We start from the raw sequence: 17859 nt of genomic DNA, 5'->3' as shown, positions 1-17859 counted from the left end.
TGCTTTTCCACTCCCTTTTTCCGAACTTAATGTAAATGAAGGTCTTCATGTCAACGAAAGTGGCATGATTTTTGTTTTCCCATTAATTGCGAACTGTACCAAGTTGCTTCGCTATATGGTTTTCTGACAAACGTTGCTTCCCTTTCCCAAAGAAATTTTCACGTAATGTAGTGCCTTCATACTCCTTGCGATAGATACCGCGTTCTTGTAACACCGGAACTACATGATCAACAAAATCACGGAACGTATCCGGAGAAGTTGCTAATGCAACATTAAATCCATCTATATCACCTTCAATTGCCCACTTTTCAATTTGATCAGCAATCTGTTCTGGAGTACCAACAAACTTTGGACATCCATTTCCAAGGCCATGATTTTTTATTGCCTCACGTAATGTCCATTTACGATGCGGATCCTTCGTATACAAGTCTAGATTTCCTTGGACTGCTTCTGTTTCAATATCTTCAATATATTGATCTGGATCATACTCGGAAAAGTCAATTCCTGTATGTCCTGAAAGTAAGGAGGCAGTACCCTCATAGCTAATATGATTTACGAAGTCCTCATACTTCGCAATCGCCTCTGCTTCTGTTGAACCAACTATCGGTAACATCATTGGAAATATCTTAACGTCATCTTTATTTCTACCTTTTTCTTGAGCACGTTGACGAATGTCAGCTGAATAATTTTTCAACGATTCAATGGATGTTTGCTTTGTAAAAACTGCTTCCGCATGTTTCGCTGCAAAATCTCTTCCTTTTGGTGATGCTCCAGCTTGAAATAATACTGGTGTTCGTTGCGGTGAAGGTTCAATTAAATGCGGTCCTGGCAAATTAAAAAACTCCCCGCTATGATTAATCAAACGAACTTTCTCTGGGTCAGCAAAAGCATCATTTGCACGATCATAAATTATCGCATCCTCATCCCAGCTATGCTCCCAAAGCTTATATACTACATCTAAAAATTCATCTGCTCGATTGTAACGTAATTCTTTTGGCAACCGTTCCGTTAGCCCCATATTGACAGCTTCACTTTCTAGATAGGAGGTTACAACATTCCAACCAACTCTCCCATCTGTTAAATGATCTAATGTAGAAAGTTGTCGTGCCAAAACATACGGTTGAGCATAGGTTGTAGAAATCGTTGGCGCAAAACCTAGATGCTCAGTCACTGCAGCCATTGCTGTAATTGGTAGTAAAGGGTCATGTGCAGGAAGTTGAACTGCACCTCTTGCTGCTGCATCATGACTTTTCCCATAGACACTATACGTCCCTAACACATCAGCAATAAATAATGAGTCAAATTTACCACGCTCTAAAATTTGTGCGATTTCCGTCCAATAGTTTAATCGATTATGGTTCGTGCCTTGATCCTTGTCGTGTTTCCATAGACCAGTTGAATGAGGTGAAGGTGAATTTTGCACGAATCCATTTAAATGAATTTGTTTTGCCATATGCTCAACTCCTTGTTGTTATTAATAGAAAGCGTCATTGTTTGGTTATCTAGAAAACTATTATTCATCGTATGCATTTAAAGCATTTACACTATGTGCTAATGCAGAACCCGCTTTAAGAGCGACAGCAACAAAAATTGCTTCTGATAGCTCTTCTTTACTGGCTCCGGCTTCTTTTGCATTTTTCGTATGTGAATCAATACAATATGCACACCCAGTTGTATGAGCAGAAGCCACTGCAATCAACTCTTTCTCCTTCAGGGATAGCTTTCCTCCCTTTAATGCAGCTCCATCAAATTTTATGAAGGCTTTGAAAGCATCTTCACTTGTCTCACCGAGTTCTTTTAATCGATTAAAATAGGAGGCTTTATACAATTCATCATCGCTGTTTCCGTCGTATGCATTTAAGCCATTTACCCCATGTGCTAATGAGGAACCTGCCTTTAATGCTGTAGCAACAAATATCGCTTCTGTCACTTCTTCTTTATCAGCACCTTGCTTTTTCACATTCCCTACATGAAGTTCAATACAATATGGACAACCTGTAATATGAGCAACTGCCACCGCAATTAATTCTTTTTGCTTGACCGAAAGCTTCCCTTCTTCTAATGCTTTGTTATTGAAAGCAAAGAACGAATTAAATACATCTGGTGCAAACTCCTTTAATTCTTGAATTCGACTAAAATACGATTTTTTATAAAGACTCTCTGTTTTTGTAGTTGGCATTATAAACTCTCCTCTTCGTTTTAATTTTTCTTGTGAAATTTCGTTTGTCTGGCTTTACGTCTGTTTCGATCCGCCTCCTAAATGTAGTTAACTTATCAGTTTAGTCATATTTAAAGTTTCATTGTTCCAATTATTCTTTACACCCTTTTAGAAGAAATCAAGAGCGCTGGAGCGGAACGTACTCGGCTGTTTATAGTTATCTCGTTATACACAGCACACCATTTCGTAAAAAGAAAAAACCCTTCCGATGAGGAAGAGTTTCATTTAGTGGGCATAAACACTTTTCTCATCTATCAAGCATAAGCTTGCTGGAATGAGCACCATGTTACTTAACTGTAACTGGTTGCTGCGGGATCCACGGACCAGGTTCCTCCCCCGACTCTTGATAAGGAAAATAAATATGTAGTTGTGTAAGATTTGTATATTAGCATAACGAACCAGCAAATAACTGTCAATAGTTAATTTTCGATTAATTCAATGTAATGTGAAATTTGAATCCATCGGACTATTTTCTCGATGTTTATATTTATTCTGGCTCAGACTTTACTCAGTATTCGGTAGCAGCGGCGGGAATTACCATGTACCCTCATTCGACTGCACAAACTGTAGTTTGGTAACATAACATTATTTTATCTTACCGGGTTTGCTCTCCCGTTCTGATTACGGGAACATAAACCGCGTTTATCTTACCAGATTCCCTCTCCCGTTCTGATTACGGGAACATAAATCGCCTTTATCTTACCAATTCCCTCTCCCGTTCTGATTACGGGAACATAAATCGCCTTTATCTTACCAGATTCCCTCTCCCGTTCTGATTACGGGAACATAGATCACGTTTATCTTACCAGATTCCCTCTCCCGTTCTGATTACGGGAACATAAATCGCCTTTATCTTACCAGATTCCCTCTCCCGTTCTGATTACGGGAACATAAATCGCCTTTATCTTACCAGATTCCCTCTCCCGTTCTGATTACGGGAACATAGAATGACTTGACTCATATATCACTACTTCTAATCCTAATTCACTTTTACTACCCTAGTATGTCGCCTCCGAAAACGAATGTCATTAAGGCACTAGTGACAAATCCAACAACGATTGCTAGAATGATTCTCTTCTTAAAGAGCGGTCGATCAATAGATTTTGCATCTACTTTTGTCAAAACAATAATTCCGCCTAAAGATGCTGAAATTCCTGCACTTAGAAAATATATCAGTGGCTCTGATTGAAAAATAAGTCGCAACAACATAGATAGAATTATCGTTCCAATAAAGAGAGTACCTACAAATATGAATACACCTTTAAAACTGATTTGTGGTATTATTTTAGAACTTCTCAACTTCCTCACTCCCTAAATCAACTTAAGGGATCTCATACAAATAGATACCCTTTGTAGGATGAATATATTAATCTATTGGAGTCGATTCACCATTCTCCATATCTAGCATTTTGCGATCGTACACTTTGAAAAACGGAAGATAAATTCCAATAGAAATTGCGATATTTACAAATACTAGAATGATTGATCGCCAATCCCCTCCTGTGGCTAAATACGCGCCAACTGGTGCCGGCAATGTCCATGGAGCTTTTACAAATGTAGGTGAAACAAGTCCCCACGAAGTTGCGAAATACGCAATAGTTGCTGTAACTAATGGTGTTATGACAAATGGAATTATCAATATAGGATTTAAGACAATCGGCAAACCAAAAATTACTGGCTCATTAATATTAAAAATACTCGGTGCTACAACAGTGCGGCCTAAATTTTTTAAGTACTTTGATCTTGCAAAAAGTAACATGACAATAACGAGACCTAACGTTGCTCCCGATCCCCCAATCCATATAAACCACTGATAAAGAGGTTCTGGAGCAATATGTGGTAATGTATCTGCCCCAGACGCAACAGCTTCTCCATTATTTAATAAATACACTTCCCAAAGCGGACGTGCAACTGAACCAACGACAGAAACCCCATGAATCCCAAAGGACCAAAAAAAGGTAATTAAAAATACAGGAACTAATATGCCAAATAGACTGTCTCCAGCAGTTACAAGTGGGGCCGCCATTCTCTCCACGAGTGCATGTAAATTAACTCCCATTACTACAGTGATCAACGTCATCAGTAAAATAACAATCGCTACTGGAATTAATGCCTCAAAGGAACGACTGACAGAGGCTGGCACTGCTTCAGGGAGCTTAATCGTAATTTCCCGTTGCTTACAAAATCGAAAAATCTCCACCGAAAGTATCGATACAATGATAGTGACAAAGAGACCGCTCCCTCCTAAGTATTGCATTGGTATAACGAATCCAAGTTCTTCTACAACAGAAGGTGTAATAGTAAGTAATAATGAAGCCACCGCAATTTGACCACCGGATAAAGGATCGATCTTATACGATTGGGCGAGATTATACCCTATGCCAAACGCAACATATAAAGACATAATAAACATGGTCATTCGATATGGAATTAATATCTCAGCTGCATGTTCGGTTGCCCACTGCGTAATCATCCATGATTCTGGTAAAGGTGGAAATGCAATAATTAGAAAAAATGACCCAACAATAATAAACGGCAATGATGAAATGACTCCATCACGAATAGCTAATAAATGACGTTGTTCCGCTAACCTTGCCATTGGATTAGATACTTTATGTTCTAAAAAGTTGGTGAACTTTCCCATAGATGTATACCCCTCTCATGATTTTATGATTCTACCAACTCATTCATTGTCTTTAGCAACAATGGTCCGCCGAGTGGAGTATAGGCCTGTGGTGGAATTGCTCCACAAGGAACACCTGCCTCATCTGCTTCTTTCTTAATATGGTCGAATCGATGACGAATTTGTGGGGCTACCATCACTACATCCCAGCCATTCTCTAATTCAGGCGCCACTTCACTAGAACCTATTGCTTTCACATCTAGTTCTTGTCCAATTTTAGCCGCTTCTTTTTTTAGTGTATTAACGACAATCGAACTCGACATCCCACCTGCGCAAACAAATAATACCTTCATCCTCCCACTCCTTTTGTATGATCTTCCTTGGCGCATTATTGTCAATATGGAAAAATCAGTCGCCAACTTTATTTCAAAAATAAATCGTTATTAAAATTTATGAAGCTTGTTCTCATTTTATGATTATTGAAAACATACATAAAAGTAGGAGGGGTGATGTCATGGATTTAGAATTAGAAATTTTTCAATTGATATCAAAAAGTGGAGATGCAAAGGCAATTGCTTATGAGGGACTCCAATTAGCTCAAAATGGAGAATTAGAAACTGCGAGAAAAAAATTAAAAGAAGCCCATAGCACCTTAAATTTGGCACATAATACACAGACTAAACTAATTCAAGCAGAGATTACGGGAGAAAACATTAAAATGTCTTTATTAATGGTTCATGCACAAGATCATCTAATGGCCGCATTGAGTGAGATTTCTCTAATTGAAGAAATGATTAAAATCCTACAACGTTTTGAAAAAACTGAGTGAAAGAAAATATACCTATAGTAACCTAAATGTTGTCTATAGGTATTTCTATATTACATAAAAGTTTAAGGCAACTACTTTTTGGATAAATATAGAAATATAAAATTGGTTAACATAGATAGAGAAGGTGAAAATATGTCTACGTCCACAACTAGAAGTCTAGGTTTAATATCAGCCCCAGGCTATCCAAAAGATATCGCAGCAAGACTTCAGGATGAGCTCCCTAATTTACTACAATATTACGTAGATGAGAATTGTGAATGGGAATTATATTATCTAGAAGATCCATTAACAGGTGCTGGAGATTCATTAGATATTTTAAAAGCTACTAAAGAGATCAAAGAAAATAACAACTGGGACTTTACTGTTTGTCTTACGGATTTGCCTATATTTAAAGAAAAAAGGTTAATCCTTGCAGAAGCGAGTGAAGAAGAAAATATTGCATTAATCAGCCTGCCCAGTCTTGGTTCGACAATGATGATTAGAAGGCTCCGCGAATCGATATTACAACTAGTCAATGAAATGTTTTATGGTAGTGATGATGCAGATAGAGACAAAGCGCAACAACGCATTCAATCGATGAACGATAATCACAAACAATTGAAAAACAAAGACTCGAGACATTTAATTGGGAAGCGTTTCTTCGAGTATCTTTCTCCAATTAAAAGAGAAACGCCTAATGAACAAGAAGCGAAACATGATTCAAGCATTGATGTTCGTTTTACCGTACCAAAAAAGTGGAGTATTGCCTTACGAATTATTACTGGTATGGTAAGAGCAAACCGTCCTTGGTCACTGTTTCCAGCATTTATGAAAGTAATTATCATTGCTTTTACCACAGGGGCATATGCACTCGTATTTCCAACTCTATGGCAATTGAGTAATTACTACACGATTACTCGAATGATGATCTTATCTATTGTCGCCATATTAGCAATGGTAATCTGGATTATCCTTGGTCATCAATTATGGGAACGACCACAAGATGCGAATAATAACTATTTAAGAAAGTTATATAATGCGACAACTTTTCTAACGCTATTATTAACGGTATGTATCTACTATCTTATTTTGTTCTGCTTATTCACCTTAGCAGTTACAACATTTATCCCAATGGGAATGTTGGAAGATCAACTAACAGGCGAAGTTGGTATACAAAATTATTTCTACATCGCATGGACAGCTACAAGTATTGCAACAATTGTTGGTGCCCTTGGTTCTGCATTGGAAAATGAGAATGCCGTCCTAGAATCAACCTACGGATATCGCCAACGTCAGAGACATAAACGAATCCAAGAAAAAAGAAATCAGAAGAAAGCAGAAGAAGATCAAAAAAAATCTAAAAGTGAAGATAATTAAACGAAAAACACCTCTAAATCTAGATTAAAATCTGTTCTTAGAGGTGTTTTTATCTGGTTTAATTTCATATTAAAAGCTATTTCTTTAATGCGATCTTTCAAAAGTACTACTTATTTCTTCTAAAACTTTTTACGCATTTCGCTTCATCGTTACTACTTTAGTCAACTTTCGAGATAAATCCTCTGAAGCTTGTTGCATATAGCCATCAACAATAGAAAAAACTTCTGGAGAAACTGTTGCTAATCCTCCTGCCATATTGTTGATTAAATCATCTTTTTGATCATCTGAAAGTGACTCGTAAAATAGACCGGGCTGTGTAAAATCATCTTGCTTTTCTATATCGGATCGTTGTAATTTACCTTCAACAAATCTGTCGTTTCCACTTGTCACTAAATCACCTGGCCACCAGTCGGATTGCTTGTTCACTGGAACATTGCGAAAATCAGGTCCGATACGATATCGCTGTGAATCCCAATAAATATTTGCCCTTCCTTGTAACATCTTATCATCTGATAGTTCAACACCCTCTAATAAATTGGACGGTGAAAAAGCCGCTTTCTCAACCTGTTCCATGTAATTTTCAGGATTCTTATTTAATACCATTCTACCTACAGGTTTGAAAGGAAATTGCTGTTGATCCCATAGTTTAGTATCATCTAATGGATCATATGGTAACTTGGCTGCATCTTTTGGATCCATAATTTGTACATATAAGCCATATTCTACTTGATCCCCATTTTCAATGGCGTCATGTAAATCCTGACCTGCAATGTCTGGATTTTCTCCCGCCAATCTTATTGCTTCATCATTACGAATATACTGTTCTCCAGCCATAGGCGCCCATGTATATTTGATAAAATATCTCTTTCCTCCTGCATTTTTCCAAACATAGGTATTAACACTATGTCCAGGTAGGTGTCGTAAACTCTTTACAGTACCAAGATTTGAATAAACAAGTAATGTAAAGAGCAATGATTCAGGTGCCCGTGCAACAAAATTCCAATAACGTGTTGGGTCAATTAAGTTGTCTACTGGAGAAGGTAAAAATGCTTTAATCGCCTCGGGAAAACGAATGGTATCGCGAACCGAAAAAACAGGAATATGATTACATATCAAATCAAATATTCCATCATCTGTATAGAATTTTGTGGAAAATCCTCTTACATTACGTGATGTGTCTGGTGTTCCTTTTGTACTAACTGCTAATGAGAAACGTACAAATACTGGAACTTGTGTACCTGGGTTTTGTAGAAAAGATAATGAAGTATAGTCACTCATGGAATACAATGTTTCAAAATGTCCAATTGCCCCCCATCCTTTTACATGAACCGGTCTTTCTGTAATCTTCTCATGGATAAAAGTCTGTAATGTCTCATGCTCAATATTATCTTGTTTTAAAATTGGACCACGCTTTCCTACTGTTTGTGAATGAATCTCTGCAGGTAAATCAATATTCCAATTAAATGAGGATGGATTCGTATATGATTGATTTTCATGTGGTCCTTGACTTCCCTCTCCTGTCCCGTAGTTGCGAGCGTCTTTATAATGATCTTTACTCAATACTTTTACCTCCTTACATCAATATAACTTTTACCAATTTATGAAATAATCAAATCATATAGAACTTTGGTTAGGAACTAGCAATAAATGCAGATAAAGAGGGTTATTTACGTTTTGATACATTGAAACTTCATTCAATGGGGGTGATCATTCTTTCCCAACTGATTATTAGTACCACAAGAGCATACCCTGAACAGAATCAGACAATTTTGGGCAGTTTTTATCCACCAGTTATTCCTTTCGTTAAGCCTCATCGTCTTGAAGTGGGGCTATCACTGCACTTACATGCGTATAACAAAAGATATATGCGTTCCAAAAAAAGAAAACCTATGGATTAGTAATGACATAGGTTTATAAGAATTTAGATTCTTATTTCATTTTTATTCACTATACCATTTATACATAGGTTCTAACTTTATCCATATTGAATGAGTTATATCTTTGTATTATTCTTCACTATCCGCACTTTTTCTCTATCCAGCCCTTTAGAAAAATCTCCCTCAACCTGTAATCCAGAACCGAAATGATATTGATCCGCTTCAACATGCCGATGAATTTCTTTAATATTATCTACCTTTAATCCTCCACCAGGAAGTATTTTCGGACCGCCAATTTCATCTGATAAAGCAACTAAACGCCTCAATTGCTCTTTCCCTTCCATACAATCTGCTTTACCGCCAGAAGTTAGTATACGACGAACATTCTTACTACTAGCTATGGAGTAATATGCTTTCTCCTGTGAAGGTACTTCATCAAAAGCACGATGAAACGTAATACTCAACTCATTAGAAATGCCTGCAATAGTTTCTAAAGCATACATGTTTATTGTTTTATCCTGATTTAACGCCCCAAATACAATCCCTTTTCCTCCTAAATGTATAACGTTTCGAATATCTTCATAAATCGTTTCTAAATCACGTTCATCATAAGAGAAATGATAACTATGTGGACGAATCATTATTTGTACTGGAATAGAAATCTCGTTCAACACCTGTTTTATTGTTGCGTAACTTGGCGTCAACCCACCCTCTTTCATACCAGATACTAGTTCAATCCGATCAACTCCTAATTCTTCTGCCCGCAGTGCCTCTTGAGGTGTCTGCACAATTGCTTCTATAAACATACTTTCACTCCATTCTAATTTACAAGCACAATCTTATTTCTCCAACCACATTTCCCTCATCATTAAGAATATGTTTATTTCTTAATTGATTCAGACGCTCAATAGTCTTTTTATTGGTATAACCTATCTTTTCTAATAACGTAGCAACTATAAGTGGCCAAAGTTTCTCTGTTCCACTCATTACTTTTAAAGCAATGCTTATTTTCTCTTTTTTTAGAGCTAAACAATACACACCTTGTGCACCGCCCTTTGCAATGATATTTTTATCTTCTAATAAAATCGTGCATATAAAATCATACGAAGCAACTATTTCTGGATGTGCATGCATCACTGTATTGATTTGCTTCACGGCATTTACTGTATTTGTATTCTGAATCATACTTGGTGAAGCAAATTTCAAATACGATATCGCCATATGATAGAGATCTAATGCAAATACAGGAACCCCACACCCATCCATTGCAACATGAATGTTAGTTTTATCCAACTCAGATAACTCAGCTACATATTCCAATATCTCCAATTGTAGAGGATGTTCTTTAGCTTCATAATTTTCAAGAGGATAGCCTTTTTCCCGTGCATAAGCTAAGAATCCTAAATGCTTTCCAGCACAATTATGTAAAAGTCTGCTCTTTTGATTACCAGCTTTAATATAATCCAGTTTTGCTTGTTCATTTAATGGGTAGCTAGAACCACAACTTAATTGATTTTCTGAGAATCCCAGTTTCTTTGCTAATTTTAATAATGCTTGTTGATGATAGATTTCCCCTCTTTGAGACGCAGTGAATAAAGCTGCCTCGGCCTGCGATACCCCATACTTTTTAATGACATTTGTTGAAAATACGGGAATGGCTTGCAATGGCTTCATAGCAGAACGGAAAAAAATAGATTGATTAGTATTTCCTTTTTGATAAATAATATTTTTATATTGATCAATAACACATACAAGCCCTTGATGAGCGTTTTCTAATACTCCACCTCTGAATTCTTCGGCAATTGTTGGAAACGACATCCCATCACTCCCCCAGCTCTCCACAATATTACATCAGCATAGTCGTTATTGTAATAGTTTAATGATTTATTACTTTCGTTATCCTGTCAAGTTCGCTTCGTGTATAACATTTACGATATTTTTCTAACATACAAATAATCACATCAAACATCATACAACATTTTCATTTATACTATTACTTAGAAACACAAGGAGTGATTGTTATTTTAACAGAGCAATTAGCAAATGAAATCGTTAGACGAACAATGTCAATTATACAAGTAAATATAAATATTATGGACCGAACTGGGACGATTATCGCATCAGGGAATGCTTCCAGAATTGGACAATTACATGATGGTGCCGTACGTGTTATCCAAGAAAAACAAACGATAGAAATAGAATCAACAAAAACAAATCAATGGAATAGCTCACAGCCGGGTATTAATTTACCGATTACTTTTCAAGGAAATATTATCGGGGTTATCGGTATAACCGGTGAACCTAATCGTATTCGTGATTATTCTAAATTGATTCAAATGGGTGCCGAACTGACTATAGAACAGGCTTTTCTAACAAATGAAATTCAGCAAAATAAACAAATAAGACAAAATCAAATTGCCAATATATTGATAGGAACAGAAGATGACCAAACCTATATTCAAGAAAGAGCACACTATGCCAACTTGAACACCAATGCAACGTATGCTGTTATCATCCTATCTCCTTCATTATCAGATAAGTCACACACGAAAATTTTCGAGAATCACATCCTGTCGTTCCTCAATGAAGGAGATGAATATATACCATTATTTACGAATCAATACCTGATTTTAAAAAAATCAATACGTCCGACTGAATCTACAGAACAGCTAAAAGCGTTCTTCCAAGAGAAACTCTCCACATCAAATATTTCTAACCTGTTTATTGGGCTTGGTTCATATTTAAAAGGAACTAAAGGATGGAGACAATCTTATCAAGAAGCTCAAAAAATCATGAATGTTGCACAAACCCTTTATGGTGATGGAGGCATTTGGAGTTATAGTGACCTTGAATTAGAGATACTTTCCTATGATTTGTTCAAACATGCTGAAGAATCTACGGAACAGCTCATCAATACTTATCAACTAATTTTCAACGAGAATGATGGATATCAACTACACCAAACATTAGACACATATATAGAAGAAAATGGGAAGATGGCAATCACATCTAATAAGTTATTTATCCACCGAAATACATTAACGTATCGATTAGACAAAATACATCAGCTTACCGGAAAAGACCCAAGAAACTTTAATAACTTACTTGAACTGAAAATGGCACAACTTCTCTATACATTTACAAAGAAAAGTTAATCTGCAAGGATCATCAATCATGCATATGCACAAAAAAGCATCTAAGAAAACGCTATCTTTATGTTTATTTGACTAATGAAAAACCATACTGATACCGCTTACAATAAGTATAGAACGAAAACACAAACATAATGTAGGTGAGCAGCTATGGAAATAGAAGTAAGTGCACTCGGTGCAATTATCGGTTTAATTATATCCATTGTAATGATATTAAAGAAAATCCCACCAGTATATGGCCTGATGGCAGGTGCATTAATCGGTGGATTAATAGGTGGTACAAATATTGTTGACACCGTTAGCTTAATGGTTAGTGGTGCCCAAGGAATTATTCCATCCGTTTTAAGAATCTTGGCTGCAGGGATTCTCGCTGGTATCCTTATTGAATCAGGAGCAGCAGCTAAAATAGCACAATCCATTGTAATGAAATTTGGTGAGAAACGTGCCCTATTAGCACTTGCACTAGCAACAATGTTCTTAACAGCAGTCGGCGTATTTGTTGATGTGGCAGTTATTACCGTTGCACCAATCGCTCTTGTAATCGCATCCAATGCAGGATTATCTAGAATGGCCATTTTACTTGCAATGGTCGGTGGCGGTAAAGCAGGTAATGTCATGTCTCCTAACCCAAATACGATTGCAGTTTCTGATGCGTTTGAAGTTCCGCTTATTTCTGTGATGGGGGCAGGAGTTGTTCCTGCAATATTCGGTATTATCGCTACGTACGTTATCGCGAAAAAGATTTCATCACGCGGTACAATGATTGAAGAAAAAGAAATCGAACATTCCGAAGAAAACACTCTACCATCATTACTTACATCATTACTGGGTCCTATTGTTGCAATTATCCTACTTGCATTGCGACCTCTCTTCGATATTAATATCGATCCAATAATTGCACTTCCTGTCGGAGGGTTGATTGGAATTATCGCAATGGGACAATGGCGTAAAACAAATGATTACATTAAAACTGGTTTAGAAAAAATGGCGCCTGTAGCTATTCTATTAATTGGAACAGGTACATTAGCAGGTATTATCCAAAATTCTAGTATTGATACAGTATTAATAAGCGCATTAGAAGGACTTGGGTTACCAGCATTCTCACTTGCTCCAGTCTCTGGAATATTTATGTCCGGTGCAACTGCATCGACTACAGCAGGAGCAACAGTAGCAAGTAGTGTATTTGCTTCTACCTTACTCGAAATGGGAGTAGCAGCATTAGGAGGAGCAGCAATGATTCATGCTGGTTCAACGGTAATTGACCATATGCCACACGGCAGCTTTTTCCATGCAACAGCAGGAAGTGTAGGAATGCAAATAAAAGAAAGATTAAAATTAATTCCTTATGAAACGTTGGTAGGTTTAACCATCGCAATTGTATCTACGATTATATATGGAATTATACCGTTGTTCTTTTAAGTTGGGAGAGTGAATTGAATTGAAGAAAAAGAAAATTGTTATTGCACCAGATTCATTTAAGGAAAGTATGACAGCTAAGCAAGCGGCAGTTGCAATTGCTAACGGATTCAAATCCGTATTTAAAGAACAGGTAGATTTAGAACTTATACCAATGGCAGATGGCGGTGAAGGAACCACTCAATCTCTTGCCGATGCGCTTAAGGGTACCATTTATACCAAAAATGTTACTGGACCTTTAGGAGATTCGGTTACTGCTTCTTACGCCATTTCTGGAGATAGGACGACAGCAATTATCGAAATGGCAGAGGCTTCCGGCATTGCACTCGTTTCTAGTGATAAGCGAGATCCTTTAAAAACATCGACCTTTGGTACGGGAGAACTTATACAGGTCGCTTTAGATCATGGTGTATCTAAAATCATTCTCGGCATAGGTGGAAGTGCCACCAATGATGGCGGTGCAGGTATGGTAGAGGCATTAGGTGGTAGATTGTTAGATAGCAAGGGTAACTCTCTGCCATCAGGTGGAGGAAGTCTAATCGATCTAGATAACATTGACTTAAGTAATTTAGATGAGAGATTACAAGACGTAGAAATAATCGTGGCTTGTGATGTGGATAATCCGCTATTAGGAGAGTACGGTGCCAGTGCTATTTATGGACCACAAAAAGGTGCGGATAACAAAATGGTAGCTGAACTCGATTCTGCTCTTAGTAATTACCATGATGTTTTAGAAAGAGTAACAAAGAAATCTGTCAAAGATATCCCAGGTGCAGGTGCAGCAGGAGGACTTGGTGCTGGATTACTAGCATTTTTAAATGCAAAACTCGAACCTGGAGTGAAGATTGTTTTAAAAGAAACCCATTTTAACAATCGAGTAGCTGATGCAGACCTTGTCATAACTGGAGAAGGAAAAATCGATGGACAAACTATCTATGGAAAAACCCCTATTGGTGTTGCCAAGGCTGCAAAAAGAATCAATATTCCAGTTATTGCTTTAAGCGGAACGTTAGGTTCCGATTATGAAAAAGTCTATGACCATGGAATCGACGCCGCATTTAGTATTGTTCAAGGACCTTGTGATTTAGAAGACGCATTAAAAAATGGACCCGACTATTTGGAAGGGTTGGCAAGGAATGTGGCAAGATTACTAGTAATTTAGCACTTAAAGAATTTTTATAGTTGAATCTCACAGGAATTAATAAAATTACTTGTACGAGTTAGCCTAATTACTTTAGAACACGATCTTTAAAGAAAAAGTATTAACAGGCATCTATACAGGCTAAATCCTAAAATGGCGATTAATAGTAATCGCCATTTTAGGGGATATAGAATTATAAAATCTTTCCAAAATTCTTTTGTTTTTATCTTATTTCCCTATTAAAAAACGCATCAATTAGTGTAACCTCTATAAGCTAGCTTTTTTACGCTAATTATAAAAGACTTTTACTAATTGTACGTTCTTTATATATCTATCACTTAACGATAGTCATATTATCTTCTTCAGCAAGCTTCATCCACTCATATTGACGGATTTGTAATTCAAATAGTTTAAGTGGATCTGTATAAACCTCAGGATTTTCACGCATTTTACTTAGTGATTGTTCATTGGATTCCATCGCATGTTGATTATCCTCTACTGCTTTATTCAACTCTGTATACGGCTTAGCAAAAAACATATGAATATCTCGTTCCAGTGTTTTTCCGAAAAATTCAAAAGGCTGCATAAACCCATCTGTTATGAACTCCGCTGTTTTACTGTAATCCTTCGATTGAATGAATTGCTTATATTTACTTTTTAACATCCCTTTATTTTTTACAATTGCACCAAATAGCTTATCTGCGTTTTTCATAATAAACTGTGACGACGCAGAACCTTTTAGTATATTGTTGTATTCTAATTGGATACTTCCACTCGTCATTCTTGCTAGATCACGACGCCAATCATCCAACACCCTAAAGTCACAATTCAAGTTAATTATAGATTTATTAGCTAGCTGACTTATACCTTCAGCCATTTCATCTAAATATTCTTGACTATCCTTGAACTCCACTTCACTTGTTGCGATCCACTCTTGAATAGCTATTGTTAAGCTGGGCAATGCTTTGTCATTGATATAGCTGTGAATTCGTTTATTCATTTCATCATTGAGTAATACATGGATATTGTCAAAATTGGAATCTTCCTGAACTAATTTGGCACATTGCACAAGTAAATCAGGAATACTGGCTAATAAATCTTGTCTCATCTCATTCATAATGATATGATAATTACTTTTCATAACCTGCATTTTTTCCTCTTGCAGATCATGTAACTGGTTTATGGCCGCATCCAGTTTTATAGCCATCTCATCATGCCATTTCACCGTTTCGACCATCTTATTTTCCATTTCAATTCGTTTATCAAATAACAGCTTAATCAGCTGCTTACTAAAATGTAAAACCTTGCGCTTCATTTCATTTTCTGGGTTGTATTCTTGCACCATGGATGAAATAAACTGCATAATCGTTTCTATTTTATTATCGTTCTTAGAAAACGGATGATATATATAAACGCTCGAATTTGGGAAATATGTTTGAATCCAAGATGTAATTTCCTCAAGCGTTTGTGTATTCGTATCTTGTTGAGTATCGCTTAGAACAAAATTAATTGGTAGCTCTGGTGATTGCTCCCTAATTTTGATGGCCACTTCAACCTCTTGATAAGTAAGATGAGTGCTGGCATCCATCACAAATAATAAACCATCTGCTAAATGCAGATAGGAAAATAAAGTATTTCTGGACTCTTTCGGATTGACGGCCATTGTATCAATTAAAGCGAGATTATTACGATTCAAAAAGGAGCTCGGCATTTCAACATTTTGTACTGCCTGATAATCATTTTCTATCATTTCATCTAATTCTAATGATTCTTCTAAAATTATAACCCCTTTATCCGTTATCACTTTAATCTCCAGTTGCTCGGCATATTTGAATTGACTCGTAGCTAGTGGTAGTTTGTTCGCCACCTCTTCCCCTAGCAGATGGTTAACCAATTTAGATTTCCCCTCTGTTTCTGTGCCAGCAATCATCAGATGGAAATGCGTTGAATCAAGGAGCTCATCGATCATCCATTCTTCCCGTTCATTCAGACTTAATTCATTCGGCTTTGCCCAATTCCTTATCAAATCGAAAATTCTCATTATATTCTCAAACTCTGGTTCTTCATGAGAAAAACTGTTCTGCAATTTTTCCGCTTCACTTACGATAGTTTCATCTAACCACGCAGGGTATAATTCATGCCAAGTTAATACAGCTGTTGAAGCAGTTAGGGTATCTGGACCGATTGATATATTCATCCAATTTGTTAAATGATTTGGAATAAAAGCAGTTAAGTCTTCGATTAACATCGAACCGTTCATTAATTTCGAATATGTTTCTTCGTATAGCTTTGTCAAATTTCTCCATCTATATGAGGGATTTGGACTTATATCTAAAAGAAGATGATTAATCTCTTTGAGCCATAGAAGAGAGATATCATGTTGTTCGTAACTCTGCCAAAGTGCTACTAACAGACTTTCAAATCGAGATTGATCGAGTGAATATAAGCTCATCAATACCTCACGAAAAGTAGCTGGCGCCATTTCTACAGTATAACCTTTTATCATATACGATTCTAAGACTTCAAACCATACCAAGGAGTCTGTCCTAACTGCCTCACTCATCGCTAGTTCGACAGCATTGCTATGGTCAGATTGGTTCTCAAAGAACACTCGTGCAATCTCGGTTACATCCGAATAATCAGGATTTAATTCAACCGCATTTTTAATTGAGTTAGCAGCCATTTCGTATTTACCACGTTGTTTATATACGGAAAACAGCTGTAAAAGTACTTCAATTTTCAAATCAGTCGAATCGGTTTTAACGGCCTGGTAATTTTCCACCGCCATTTCATAAAGTTCAAGTTCGACGTGCGCATCTCCAATATTTTTCCTTGCCCACGATTTCAGTTCATTATGAACATTCTCCCATTTAAAAACTGCTGTTTCATAATCTTTGTTATGATAATATAATTCTCCTTGTGCAAAGCGAAGAGACGATAAATCTGTCACTACTTTTTGTTGCTCAGAGTGAAATAGTTCTCCTACAACCTTGATAGGTTCTTCCTTTTCATTACCTTCCAAAAATGCTTTATAATAATTTTTGTTAATTAATAATCTCTCAGATGTCATCTTTACCCCCCAAAATTTAGATTGAGAAGGTTCTTTGCAACAAAGAATTAAACTATATAACTTAGTGAAGTTCTTATGTAGTTATGTTAGAAAAATTTTATGCCCAGAACCTGCTAATTTATTTTATTAAGAATAATACTATACTATTCGTAATTTTATTTCAAAGTTAGGGATGTA

Annotated in this window: 14 protein-coding genes and 1 riboswitch; of the genes, 5 read left to right on the top strand and 9 right to left on the bottom strand. The window is 36.6% G+C overall.

All coding sequences use genetic code 11. The annotated features are described in order from the left end of the window. Window positions 1–82: 82 nt before the first annotated feature. From ABC346_RS08110 to ABC346_RS08090, 5 genes are all read right to left on the bottom strand, one after another. Window positions 83–1453, bottom strand: a complete 1371-nt coding sequence (locus ABC346_RS08110; protein ID WP_413234375.1) for an LLM class flavin-dependent oxidoreductase — start codon at window positions 1451–1453, stop codon at window positions 83–85. Window positions 1454–1513: 60 nt separating this feature from the next. Beyond that, window positions 1514–2179: a carboxymuconolactone decarboxylase family protein gene (locus ABC346_RS08105; protein WP_413234374.1), complete on the bottom strand. Its 666-nt coding sequence runs from the start codon at window positions 2177–2179 to the stop codon at window positions 1514–1516. Window positions 2180–2462: 283 nt separating this feature from the next. Continuing rightward, window positions 2463–2571: riboswitch (SAM riboswitch) on the bottom strand. 640 nt (window positions 2572–3211) lie between these two features. Beyond that, entirely contained in the window at window positions 3212–3517 is a 306-nt protein-coding gene (locus tag ABC346_RS08100; RefSeq protein WP_413234373.1) for a hypothetical protein, read from the bottom strand. A gap of 67 nt (window positions 3518–3584) precedes the next feature. Beyond that, on the bottom strand, window positions 3585–4862 hold the full coding sequence (locus ABC346_RS08095) for a PTS sugar transporter subunit IIC (RefSeq protein ID WP_413234372.1): 1278 nt from the start codon (window positions 4860–4862) through the stop codon (window positions 3585–3587). Between the two features lie 23 nt (window positions 4863–4885). Next, window positions 4886–5194 carry a PTS sugar transporter subunit IIB gene (locus ABC346_RS08090; protein ID WP_413234371.1) on the bottom strand — a complete coding sequence of 103 codons (309 nt, stop codon included), beginning with the start codon at window positions 5192–5194 and terminating at the stop codon, window positions 4886–4888. Between the two features lie 161 nt (window positions 5195–5355). On the opposite strand from ABC346_RS08090, the gene ABC346_RS08085 reads away from it, so the two are divergent. Together ABC346_RS08085 and ABC346_RS08080 are read left to right on the top strand one after the other, a co-directional pair. Beyond that, window positions 5356–5670, top strand: coding sequence for a PTS lactose/cellobiose transporter subunit IIA (locus ABC346_RS08085; protein ID WP_413234370.1), 315 nt, complete (start codon window positions 5356–5358; stop codon window positions 5668–5670). Between the two features lie 132 nt (window positions 5671–5802). Continuing rightward, entirely contained in the window at window positions 5803–7026 is a 1224-nt protein-coding gene (locus ABC346_RS08080) for a hypothetical protein (RefSeq protein ID WP_413234369.1), read from the top strand. Between the two features lie 129 nt (window positions 7027–7155). Here ABC346_RS08080 and ABC346_RS08075 read toward each other — a convergent pair whose 3' ends face one another. From ABC346_RS08075 to ABC346_RS08065, 3 genes are all read right to left on the bottom strand, one after another. Then, the gene (locus tag ABC346_RS08075; RefSeq protein WP_413236532.1) at window positions 7156–8478 is read right to left on the bottom strand and encodes a catalase; all 1323 of its coding nucleotides are present in this window, start codon (window positions 8476–8478) and stop codon (window positions 7156–7158) included. Between the two features lie 541 nt (window positions 8479–9019). Beyond that, window positions 9020–9709 (bottom strand): copper homeostasis protein CutC, encoded by a 690-nt coding sequence (locus tag ABC346_RS08070; RefSeq protein ID WP_413234368.1) that lies wholly within the window; start codon window positions 9707–9709, stop codon window positions 9020–9022. Between the two features lie 19 nt (window positions 9710–9728). Continuing rightward, entirely contained in the window at window positions 9729–10721 is a 993-nt protein-coding gene (locus tag ABC346_RS08065; protein ID WP_413234367.1) for an asparaginase, read from the bottom strand. A 194-nt stretch (window positions 10722–10915) separates the two neighbouring features. Between ABC346_RS08065 and ABC346_RS08060 the strand changes: the two genes are divergently transcribed. From ABC346_RS08060 to ABC346_RS08050, 3 genes are all read left to right on the top strand, one after another. Beyond that, complete coding sequence (locus tag ABC346_RS08060; protein WP_413234366.1) at window positions 10916–12058, top strand: CdaR family transcriptional regulator; 1143 nt, start codon at window positions 10916–10918, stop codon at window positions 12056–12058. A gap of 147 nt (window positions 12059–12205) precedes the next feature. Next, on the top strand, window positions 12206–13474 hold the full coding sequence (locus tag ABC346_RS08055) for a GntP family permease (protein WP_413234365.1): 1269 nt from the start codon (window positions 12206–12208) through the stop codon (window positions 13472–13474). Between the two features lie 19 nt (window positions 13475–13493). Further along, window positions 13494–14633, top strand: a complete 1140-nt coding sequence (locus ABC346_RS08050) for a glycerate kinase (RefSeq protein ID WP_413234364.1) — start codon at window positions 13494–13496, stop codon at window positions 14631–14633. 313 nt (window positions 14634–14946) lie between these two features. Here ABC346_RS08050 and ABC346_RS08045 read toward each other — a convergent pair whose 3' ends face one another. Continuing rightward, the gene (locus tag ABC346_RS08045) at window positions 14947–17682 is read right to left on the bottom strand and encodes a GTP-binding protein (RefSeq protein WP_413234363.1); all 2736 of its coding nucleotides are present in this window, start codon (window positions 17680–17682) and stop codon (window positions 14947–14949) included. Between the last annotated feature and the right edge of the window lie 177 nt (window positions 17683–17859).

The sequence above is a fragment of the Oceanobacillus phoenicis genome, from assembly GCF_047238145.1.
Taxonomy (GTDB): domain Bacteria; phylum Bacillota; class Bacilli; order Bacillales; family Amphibacillaceae; genus Oceanobacillus.
This window is presented reverse-complemented; position numbering and strand designations above follow the sequence as displayed.